This is a genomic window from Prevotella sp. BV3P1 (assembly GCF_000479005.1).
Classification (GTDB): Bacteria; Bacteroidota; Bacteroidia; order Bacteroidales; family Bacteroidaceae; genus Prevotella.
Window position 1 is genome coordinate 1 of the sequence record NZ_AWXC01000054.1, and the last position, 10,765, is coordinate 10,765.

General features: G+C 47.3%; 8 protein-coding genes. 5 read left to right on the forward strand and 3 right to left on the reverse strand.

All coding sequences use genetic code 11. The annotated features are described in order from the left end of the window. The first annotated feature begins 178 nt into the window (after nucleotides 1-178). The 5 genes from HMPREF1254_RS10470 (at nucleotide 179) to HMPREF1254_RS10490 (ending at nucleotide 3,915) form a co-directional block, all read left to right on the forward strand. Nucleotides 179-712: an outer membrane protein gene (locus tag HMPREF1254_RS10470; protein WP_196806306.1), complete on the forward strand. Its 534-nt coding sequence runs from the start codon at nucleotides 179-181 to the stop codon at nucleotides 710-712. 33 nt (nucleotides 713-745) lie between these two features. Further along, nucleotides 746-1,378 carry a hypothetical protein gene (locus HMPREF1254_RS10475; RefSeq protein ID WP_023058648.1) on the forward strand — a complete coding sequence of 211 codons (633 nt, stop codon included), beginning with the start codon at nucleotides 746-748 and terminating at the stop codon, nucleotides 1,376-1,378. A 10-nt stretch (nucleotides 1,379-1,388) separates the two neighbouring features. Continuing rightward, complete coding sequence (locus tag HMPREF1254_RS10480; RefSeq protein WP_155945465.1) at nucleotides 1,389-2,006, forward strand: hypothetical protein; 618 nt, start codon at nucleotides 1,389-1,391, stop codon at nucleotides 2,004-2,006. Between the two features lie 251 nt (nucleotides 2,007-2,257). Then, nucleotides 2,258-3,046 carry a Nif3-like dinuclear metal center hexameric protein gene (locus HMPREF1254_RS10485; protein WP_036879969.1) on the forward strand — a complete coding sequence of 263 codons (789 nt, stop codon included), beginning with the start codon at nucleotides 2,258-2,260 and terminating at the stop codon, nucleotides 3,044-3,046. A 35-nt stretch (nucleotides 3,047-3,081) separates the two neighbouring features. Next, nucleotides 3,082-3,915 (forward strand): zinc ribbon domain-containing protein, encoded by an 834-nt coding sequence (locus HMPREF1254_RS10490; RefSeq protein ID WP_023058650.1) that lies wholly within the window; start codon nucleotides 3,082-3,084, stop codon nucleotides 3,913-3,915. 255 nt (nucleotides 3,916-4,170) lie between these two features. Here the strand turns inward: HMPREF1254_RS10490 and HMPREF1254_RS10495 are convergent, their stop codons facing one another. From HMPREF1254_RS10495 to HMPREF1254_RS10505, 3 genes are read right to left on the reverse strand one after another with little or no spacing between them, the layout of a single operon-like run. Further along, nucleotides 4,171-5,454, reverse strand: coding sequence for a BT_3987 domain-containing protein (locus tag HMPREF1254_RS10495; RefSeq protein WP_023058651.1), 1,284 nt, complete (start codon nucleotides 5,452-5,454; stop codon nucleotides 4,171-4,173). Between the two features lie 21 nt (nucleotides 5,455-5,475). Then, complete coding sequence (locus tag HMPREF1254_RS10500) at nucleotides 5,476-7,434, reverse strand: RagB/SusD family nutrient uptake outer membrane protein (protein ID WP_036880013.1); 1,959 nt, start codon at nucleotides 7,432-7,434, stop codon at nucleotides 5,476-5,478. A 51-nt stretch (nucleotides 7,435-7,485) separates the two neighbouring features. Beyond that, on the reverse strand, nucleotides 7,486-10,599 hold the full coding sequence (locus HMPREF1254_RS10505; protein ID WP_081699070.1) for a SusC/RagA family TonB-linked outer membrane protein: 3,114 nt from the start codon (nucleotides 10,597-10,599) through the stop codon (nucleotides 7,486-7,488). Nucleotides 10,600-10,765: the final 166 nt, after the last annotated feature.

Genomic DNA, 10,765 nt, shown 5'->3' on the forward strand with positions numbered 1-10,765 from the left:
ACTCGTCACCTTGTCAACTCGTCAAACTAAAATTATTTTCAGTTAAAGTATGTAAAAAAACAAAATATCAATATTCTTTCTTATATTTGCATTGTTATATTCAAGCAGTATGCGTCATGATATTGGAGCGTGAAGCAATGGCCTTGAAATGTTAAATTCTTTACTAAATAAATACCGTATGAAGAGATTATTTGTTGCATTTATTTGCATTGTTGCTTGTTGCATGTCAACAAACGCCAAAATCAAGACCGACTTTGGAACCTATGCGTTCGGTGCCTCGGCCCTTTATGGAACAAGCGGAGATTACAGCCATGGCGGTGCCGGATTGACCTTGCAAAAGTTTTTTGGTGATGAGTTCCGTGCCAGCATCTTTGCCAACTATTTTTTCAAGCAAAACAACGCCAGTTTTATTGAGTTTGGCACCGACTTCAACTATGTGTTCGCATTGACGCCCAAGCTGGGTATTTATCCTGTTTTAGGTTTGGGGTATTCTATCATGAAGTTGAACAATGTGATAGAGAAACCCGCAGGTGTCGACATCCTTCCTGATGACTATTCGGACGATTCGGAAGGCAATCTCAATTTTGACCTCGGTGCGGGATGTGAGTATTATTTCACGCCATCGTTCAAAGGTTTTGCCGAGGCAAAATATCGGTACGTTAAAAACTACGATCGGACGTTGTTCCAAGTAGGAGTGGCTTACGTTTGGTAGACCACAAATTGACTATTAACTAAATATACAGATATGAGGAAATCACTGTTTGCCGTTATTGCCGCCGTATGCGTGGCGATGACCCTTGGCGGATGTCAAATTTACGGACTGGTTAAAGACGCTACCGACAAGGAAGAAGGAAAGATTATCATGAAAGATGGTAAGGAGTATGTGGGACGTGTTGAGATGCCCAATGTCAACACCAAGCGTCTCTCGATTGTGGTCAACGATGGGCAGAAGACCGTTGTGGAAGCTAAAGACATCGCCACGCTTACCGTGTGGAAGAAGACGCATCCTGAACTTAAGCACACGTTGAAGTATCTCCCATCAGAATTTCTGAGGAAAAAGATGCGTAAGCCATTGTGGATGGCAGTGACTGCAACAGGACCGTATGTCGAATTCTATACATGCAGTTTTGATTACTCTATTCCCTCGAGTGGATACCTTAAAATTACCAGCGTTCAGAACGGTAGCATTGAGCATCTGGCACTAAAGAAAGGCGGCAAAATGCCAAAGACAATTTCGGTCTCTGACATCAGCAAGCGACAGAAGCGCAAACTGCTGTTGGAATATCTCAATGACGATGCAGCCTTGGCGAAGAAAATAAACAATCAGGACATCCGCCCGGATGATTTTGAAGCCATCGCGGAAATTTACCATCCATAAATAGTTGGACATGACGTGTCACAAGCGCTCAGTATGCGCCTGCAAGAAATTATCAGCCAGATTTCGCCTGTTGAGCGTTTGCTGGCTGGTCGTGATGATGAGCGCATGCCCATTGAAGGTTAAGGCGCAAATCATCCGAATAGAGCTTTCTGGTGGCCTGCAATATTTCCCCGGCATGACCAAAAAGATAGGGTGGGACTATAATCTCGCAGGTAGGTGTATGGTAACAGACAACTGGTTCGCGGCTGCCCTGATACATGGTGGCTTCAGTAGGGGAACATACCCGGGCGTTTATGCCAACGAGGCGATAAGCCTAAAGCACAACCAGGATGCTTCCTTCATGGGTGTGGGTGCGGGCTATCTGCATCCTGTGAACGATCACCTACATGCTTATGCGCAGTTGTTGGGAGGCTGGGGAGCCATTGAAACGACGGGTAATCCGAAACAGAAAATAGTGACCGAGATAGAAGGACACGAGTTTAAAGGCTTCTCTGCGGCCAGCGTGTTGGGTATAGACTATTACCTGCCGTCTTCTGGAATATGGGGTGCTGATGTCGTGATACATTATATTGACGGTCATGTCATGCCCTCCATCAACCTGAAGTATGGTATCAACTTCGATCTGTAGCGATGGCATGGCTCACGACATGTTCACAATCATCCGTTCCTTGCTTGGCTGTGTTCATTTAGTGCCATGCCTGTATCTTCTTCTTTTAGTTCATGCTATGGCGATGGGTTGCATGAACTTAGTGCTTTTTGTTTAGAAAAAATAGGGTTGTGAAGAGCATGTGAAACGGAAAATAACGTTAAACTGCGTTGCGGTCTTGCGTATTTGTCGTGAAAACATTATCTTTGCAACAGCTAAATAATATAGGTAGCGTGAAGATAATAGAAGTGGTGAATGCCCTTGAACGATTCGCGCCTTTGCCCTTGCAAGCAGATTATGACAACGCTGGGTTGCAAGTTGGATTGACAGAGGCGGAACTATCAGGGGCTTTATTGTGTCTGGATGTGACGGAACAGATTGTAGACGAGGCTGTTGCGCTGAGGTGTAACCTTATTGTGGCGCATCATCCGCTGATATTCCGCAGGTTGTCGTGCATCTCCGACCAAAACTATGTACAGCGAACCGTCATGAAGGCCATCCGTCACAACGTGGCTATCGTGGCCATGCACACCAACCTGGACAGTGCCAAAGGTGGCGTGAACTACAAGATTGCCGAGAAGATGGGGTTGAAAAATCTATCGTTCATCGGAAAGACGCAGCTGGTTGATGGTGTGGAAGGTGGTGGGGGTGTTGTCGGTTCCTTTGCAGAACCAATGGCTGCCGATGACTTCATCATGATGCTCAAACGCGAATTTGACGTGGAATGCGTGCAGGCCAATCAGCTGTTGCGGCGACCCATCAAAACCGTTGCAATGTGTGGAGGATCGGGTTCGTTTCTCTTGAAAGACGCGTTGCAGGCCGGAGCCGACGCCTTCGTGACGGGCGAAATGGGCTATCACGAGTTCTTCGATATGGAGCAGCGCATTCAGTTGGCCGTGATAGGTCATTACCAGAGTGAGCAGTACACTACCGAGCTTTTGAAACAGATTATCGAGGAGCAGTGTCACGGAGCTAAATGTCATCTGACTAAAATCAACACAAATCCAATCATCTACCTTTAATAATGGGTTGAATCAATTAAAAAATCAAATAGAACATGGCAAAGAAAGATCCTACAGATTTATCAGTAGAAGAGAAGTTGAAGGCGCTTTATCAGTTGCAAACCACCCTGTCGGGCATTGACGAGAAACGAGCCTTGCGCGGGGAACTGCCACTGGAGGTGCAGGACCTGGAGGACGAGATAGCCGGTCTGACCACTCGCATGGAGAAAATCAAGACCGACATCGATGAGTTCAAGAAGGCGATCACCCAGAAGAAAGCAGATATTACAAGTGCCGAATCGAGCGTGGAGCGTTACAAGAAGCAGCTTGATGAGGTGAAGAACAACCGCGAGTATGACACGCTGACCAAGGAAATCGAATTCCAAAGTCTTGAGATACAGCTTTGCAACAAGAAAATCAAGGAAGCTTTGATCAAGGTGGAGGAGAAAAATGCCGATTTGGCAGAGGCCGATGAGCTGATTAAGGATCGTACGGCAGCCTTGAAGGAGAAGAAGGAAGAGCTTGATGAAATCATGCAGGAAACGCGTGACGAGGAGGAAAAACTGAAAAACAAGGCCAGTGAACTTGAGCTGACGATAGAACCTCGCCTGCTCTCAAGTTTCAAACGTATCCGCAAAAACTCACGAAACGGATTGGGCATTGTCTATGTGCAGCGTGATGCGTGTGGTGGTTGCTTCAACAAGATACCACCTCAGCGACAGCTGGACATCAAGATGCATAAGAAGGTCATCGTTTGTGAGTATTGTGGTCGTATCATGATTGACCCTGAATTGGCCGGTGTGAAAGTAGAGAACAACGCAACGGAGGAGAAACCAAAGCGTAAGCGTTCTGTTCGCAAAGCAGCGAAGAAAGACGAGGAAGATAAATAAACCCGCTTCAAACCGGCATGATGAAACGGGGTGATGTCCCTTGAACATTCGGTGAATAAATGAAATAAGCCAAAGTAAGATTGCAATCCTACTTTGGCTTATTTTGGATATGTGCGGCGTAGATCATGGATGAAGTAATCTAGGCTGTGTCCTCCATGCAAGTTGAGCAATCGTCTATAAAAGTCGCCCACACACGTTATAGTGTGTGGGCGTCATCGCAATTATGTGTGCGGTATGTTGTTGAGCATCGTACCGCTATAGATGTCTAATGCTAAGTTCGCTCCATACCCAGAACTGGCCTCCGAAACTCTTGTTGCAGACAAAGCGAATCACCTTGATGGGTTGCTCTGTCTTCAGTTCTGGCGAGGCAAATGTACCGGCACCGCCTGTTGGCAAGCCGTCGCTGAGCGTAAAGTTGCGCAGCAGTGTGAGATGCGAGTCGTCTGGGCCTACCATCACGTCAAAGTCTTTCAGGGCGGCATTACCGTTGCTCTGTCGGTTTGTGTAGTTGAATTGGAAATAGTTGAGACTCTCTGGTAAGTTCACCTGCAGCCAGTGTTTTTCTGAGATTTTGGAACTCCATAACGAGTGGAAGAAGGTTGATACATTGCCATCCAACAAGTTTGCCAACGATCCTTCTCGTGGCTCAACGGCATTAGAGGAGAGCATGTCTGCCTTGAGTGGGAATTTCGGTCCCAGAATATTCACGCAGATGACCTTCTCCGAATAGGCAAACGGTTTTCCTTCGATACCACTTACTTTCAGTCCTATTTTGTTGTTGACAATGGTTTCAAGTTTTTTAATCTTGAGAGTAAGCTTTCCATTCTTTCCTTTCTCAAAGACAATTTTTCCCGCATTGTCAAGTTCGAAATTCTCTTTTGGAATGGTTGTGGTGGCTGGGTCTACCTCGACCTTAACCGTAAAGTTCCACAAGTTGTCCACTTGCATGGCCATGGGTAGTTCTATGGTCCCACCTCCAGGGCCCATCTCAGTAGTAAGTGTGTTCTGTGTAAGGTTCCTGAATGATACAGACGGTTCAATCACTGCCTTTGGTTTCAGTATGATTATGTTGGCAGAGGACAACACTGAGTCTGTTGCGCTCTTGGCTATCAGTGGGATAACATATCCCTCAGAGCCGTCTTTTACATATCTGTCTACGATATTTGGATTCACAGCCAGCTCGGCTTTCTTCCATCGGTCGGCTGGAGTGAAGTCAAGTTCTGCATTGTTCAGGGTATAACACTCTGCCGGAAGAATCTTGTAGTCCTGTCCACTGATTTCCTTGTATTCGGCAAACTCGCTCTCGTTCATCACGCTCACGGTAGCCTTTGCTGCAACGTCTGGTGTATATCCGCCTTTCATCGCTGTGATGGTGTAGATGGTATTCTCGCCAGTACGATAAAGATTCACTGGTTGCTCGCCGGCATTTTGCAGTGAGATAATCTTATTGTACTTCTCTGGAACGATGTTGTCATAGCTTTCGCATGAGCTCATCATAAGTGCCGTGGCACAAAGTACTGCTAATATTGTTTTTTTCATATTCTTATTTTACATTACTCGTTAATAGCCTGGTGCCTGAACCATTTGCGGGTTCTTATACACCTCGTTGAAGAATACTGGGTTGAGATACATCCTGTTGCTCCAGACAAACGGATGCTTCGGTTTTGTGGGAACGTTGAATTCCTCGAACGTTGGGTTGGTTACCTCAGCATTGAGCCCCATTCGCTTGCCTGCCGAGAAGTATTTCTCACCTTCACACCATCGCCTGACGTCAAAGAACCGTTGTCCTTCGTTCCACAACTCAATGAACCGCTCATTGCGTACCCAGTCGGTGATGGTCATGTCATTAGTGATGTCTGCTTTGGTCAGGTCAGGAATGCCTGCACGTTCACGTACCGGGTTGAGGTATTTGAGAGCGTTGTCAACATCATCCAAAGCCGCATAGCATTCGGCAATGTTGAGATATAGCTCCGCCAGTCTAAAGAGGATGATTGGTGCATCTGAACCTCCGTTTAATGAACCTCCGCTACCAAATTCGAATTTTGGGTCAACATATTTTTGTGTGAGATATCCTGTCACGCTGTTGTCTCGATTGAATTGCCTGCTGAATCCCTGCTCATTGGGATTGCGCATCTGTAGTCTCAATGGTTGTCCGGCACGTAATACAGAGCCATAGTCACCACCGTCGAAAGCCATCCATGCATAAAAGCGTGGCTCGCGATGAGCATTGAGTTTGATGATGTCTTTTCGGCCAGGGATGTTTGCCGAGGTGAACCATTCTGACTTTGGCGTGAAGTTCTTGTCCTTTTCAGGTAGTTTTCCATCCTTGGTATAGAAATGTTCAATGGTGTAAAGCGTGGGCGAAATGCCGCTGAAGCCATTTTTCCAACTGCCGTTCTTCAGTTTGATGATATGGTGTGGAAGACGACCGAGCATTGAAATTGGCATTTTCCATGAGGCCCAGATGTATTCTTTGTTGCCTTCGCTCTCGCGGGTCGATACAGCGTAGCGCATCAGCATCACGCGTTTGAGGAATTCTTCTTGCTTGGCCTTGTCTTTCGCTGTGGGGTAGTCACCATCACTAATGCCAGGGGCATAGGGCAGCTTCAGCTCGTTACGCTTATAGAAGTTTAAGTCGTTGTAGAGTTCGCGATCTCCTTCACCGGTAGCCAGCCTGAAAGCTTCGAGGTTGGCTTGCAAAGCGCGCTCCCACTTGCTCTTGTCGTAAGTGGTGCTTACCAATTTCTTTCCATAGCCAGGTGTTTCAAAGTTCTTGTTCTCCCAAGTTGGGAATGGGAATTTTCCGTTCCATAGAGGCGATGCGGCATAAAGCAGCATACGAGCTTTCACGGCCTTGCACATGGTTGACGTGGCGCGTCCCCATTCTTCGCTCTTGGTACGCACGGCAGGAAGTCCCTCGGCAGCCTCGTCCAGCATCTTGGCAATCCAGTCTACGCAATAGTCAAAGTGGAACCTTCCGTTGTATTGATCGGTAGGTGTATCCATCGCTACATAGCTGTCGGTAATGGGGATGGGTCCATATCGGCGAAGTGTGGCAAAGTGATAATAGGCAATGAGGAACTTGCTCTCAGCGATCCATTCTTTTTTCTCTGCCTCGGATACAAAGTTGCCTTTCATCTTCGCCAGTTCTTTTTGAAACAACAAGCACTGCCCGATAAACTGATAGGTGGTACCCCATATCCAATGCTGGTTTGTGGCTGACGCCGTGTTGCAGGCATAGTCGTCCCACAACGCATCAGGCGCCCATGAGTACGGCAGCAAGTACTCGTCGGTAGACGAGGGTACTTCACCTCCATGGTGAGTGGGATGGTCTATTAATCCTATGCCAGCATAGCAGCTGAAAAGGAAGCCCATGGCACGGTCGTGGCTCTTTGTGGCGTCATCCAGGGAAGCCTGCTCTGGCGGAACCACGTCAAGATAGTCACACGAAGTTGTCAGTGTTGCCGCTGAAAATAACAGGGCCATGCTCACAATCTTTGTATCTGATAGTATTTTCATTTTAGATAGTTTTGTCATGATGATGTTCATTATAATAAGGTAAGACATGAATTAGATATGAAGCTGAAGGCCTACATTGACGGTTTTCTGCATAGGATAGGCGTTCCATCCACTCAGTTCGGGGTCCCATAGCTTGAATGATGTGAAGGTTAACAGGTTGACACCGCTGACGTATATGCGTCCATACTTAAAGCTCCACCCCAGCTCAATGTTCTTTAAGCGCATGAACGATCCGTCGCGCAGCCAGTAAGTGCTGGGCTTTGTATTGTTCGCGATATCAGTTTTCTTCAGTCCAAGACGAGGATAAGAGGCATTCCAGTTCTGTTTCTCTTCAGACCAATAGTCATCAGCGATGTATTGTACAACGTTTCTGTTGCCAACGCCAGCACCTTCTTGGAACGGATCCATGCCGTTGGTCATAATCTTGCGCAGAGCTGAACCAGTGAAGAAAATGCCGAAATCAAATTTCTTGTACTCGATGGTTCCGCCGAATCCATACTGCAAGCGCGGTGTTCCGTTGTATTGTGAAATCATCATTTGGTCGTCATCGGTGATTTTACCGTCGCCGTTGATGTCACGATACTTGATGTCACCCACGCGTACCACCGAGCCAAGGTTCTGTTTCGGGCTGTTGTCTATCTCCTCTTGACTCCTGAACAGACCTTCGGCCACATAGCCCATGATGTTGCCATAGGGCTTGTTGATGGCCGTTTTCCAAACGGTGGGATAGTTAGGTTCATCCATGTAGATCACCTTGTTTTGGTTGTATGTTAGGTTACCTTGTATCGATGCTGATAAGTCTTTGCTGAAACGGCGGTTGTACCGTAGACTCACCTCAAATCCTTCATTGTTCATCTTGCCAATGTTGCTCCATGGCCTTGCCTCATGGTATGCCAGTGACTGTGGCCATGCCTCGCGATGCATGAAGATATCGTAGCGTTTGTCGAGGAAGTAGTCGAACGTCAGTTCCAGACCATTCAACAAATGTAGATCCAGACCGAGGTCCAGTTTTTTCACTTTCTCCCATCCCAGGCCCTTCATGGCATAGTAAGTCAGCATGGGACCGCCTCCCCTAATCTCACCGTCTTGTCCAAATTGCCATTGCAGTTTTGATAGATTGTTGTCGGCTATTTTGTCAATATATAGATAGTAGCTACCTGATGGTTTTGCCAAATCGTCACTACCAACTATACCATACGAACCACGTAGCTTGAGGTGTGTGATTATTTTCTTGAGTGGTTTGAAGAAAGTCTCGTTGCTCGTTACCCAACCAGCCGATACTGCGGGGAAAAATCCAAAGCGGTCTTCCTTGGCCAGACGCTCGGTACCATTGTAACCTGCGTTGAATTCAAGCAGATAGCGCGTGTCATAATCGTAGGTAAGGCGTGCGGAGATGCCCTGATTGCGGTTGGGTAACACTTCATTTCTATACTCACGCTGGCGGTACAGTGCCATAGCACCTAAGCTGTGCTTGCCAAAACGACGGTTCCAGTTCAGGTTTGCTTGCATCTCTATGGTTTGGTCACCCCACTTGCTGATGTTCGATTGTGAGATAAAATCGGTACCATTCGTATTCAACAGTTCAAGTTCGTAGGTCGATTCCGGGTTCTCAGCATCATAGCTACCTGCCTTGATGCGATAGTTGTGGCCGGTGATGGACCGGTGGTAACTTGATCCTGCAAAGTTTTTGAAGTTCACCCAGGCATTGAAGTTCAGTCCACGGGTGATGAAGTCAAGATTTTGGTCTATTTTGATAACTGTGTTCAGAATATTCTGGTCCATCTCCTTGAACGAAGTCATCATGCGTTCGTAGGGGTTGATGTACATTACGTTGCCGGTGATGTAGTCGTTTCCGTACAGTATATGGTCATACATTGGGTCGTCAGGAATCGCAGGGTAGGTGGCAGGGAACTGGATGGGGTTCGTGGTGAGGATCAGGTTGAACAAATCTCTGCTGGTCACATTGGGACTCTTGGTGTTTCGAATCTGCGCATTCATGTTCATCTGGATGGTGGTGGTGGGCGTGAGCTTGTACGACAGGTTGTTTTGGAACGTATAGTTCACAATGTTGATGTTGTTGTCCCACGAATAGGCTTTCTTTGTGTTAATCAGTCCTGAGTCGTGTGTCATGTTCAAGCTCATGTAGTATTTCATTTTAGAACCGCCACCGCTCACGTTTACATTCACTGCCTGACGCATGCTCATGTTCTTAAACATCAGGTCCTTCCAGTTCACGTCGGGGTAAACCAATGGATTATAGCCTGTGCGCGTACGCTCAATCTCTAATGCCGTGTAGCGCTCGGCCTGTCCACTTCCTCGCGCTGCCTCGTTGTACATCTCCATGTACCTGGCGCCATCGACGAACTTGGGAAATTGGTCAATGTAGTTGAACGAGTTCTCTACCGTCATGTTGAGCCTGGTTTTTGAGTTATAATCGCCGCCCTTGGTGGTTACAATCATCACGCCATTGGCACCCCGTGCGCCATAGATGGCCGTTGCCGAAGCATCTTTCAGGATGGAGAAGCTCTCTATGTTCTCGGCTGGCACATAGTTCAGGTCGGGTGCCGACACTTCAACATCGTCCAATAGGATGAGTGGAGTGGCGCGCCCACCAAAGGTTCCTATGCCTCGGATGTAAAACTCGGCGCCTGATCCTGGTTCGCCACTGTTTTGGCGGGCCACCACACCGGCTATCCTTCCGGCAAAGGCTGTGGACAGACTGCTGGATGGAACGGCCAACTGGCTACCCTTGATGCTGGTGATGGCACCTGTCACGCTCACTTTCTTCTGTGTGCCGGCGCCTACTACCACCACCTCGTCGAGTAGGTCGTCGGTATTCTCCAGCTTGACGCTTATTACGCCCGATTCGGGGACAGACATTTCTATCGTCTTTTTCCCGATGTAGGAAATAACCAGTTTAGGATTCTTACCTACGGCCTTGATGGTGAACTTTCCGTCTACATCGGTGATCGTTCCGATGGACGTGCCGCTTAACACGATACTCGCACCAATGACAGGCTGGTTGTCTGCCGCATCGATTACGGTGCCTCGTACTGTGCGTACCTGTTGAGTGGTTTGCAGACGGTGAGTAGCCATGGCTGCTTGTGGCGCACATATTGATAGCGCCAGTGCCATTAGAGAAAACTTCAGAAAGGTTGCTCTCATGTCGGTATTAAATTTATGGCGGGTCCTATAAATTAGCCTTGTTAAGGTTTCACAGGGCGTAACCCTTCATTATTTGTGAATGTCATGGGGGTGGTAATTTATATAACCCACCCTGATTATAGCAGTAGCAAAAATAATGAACTTTGATATACAAAACCTTATTTTC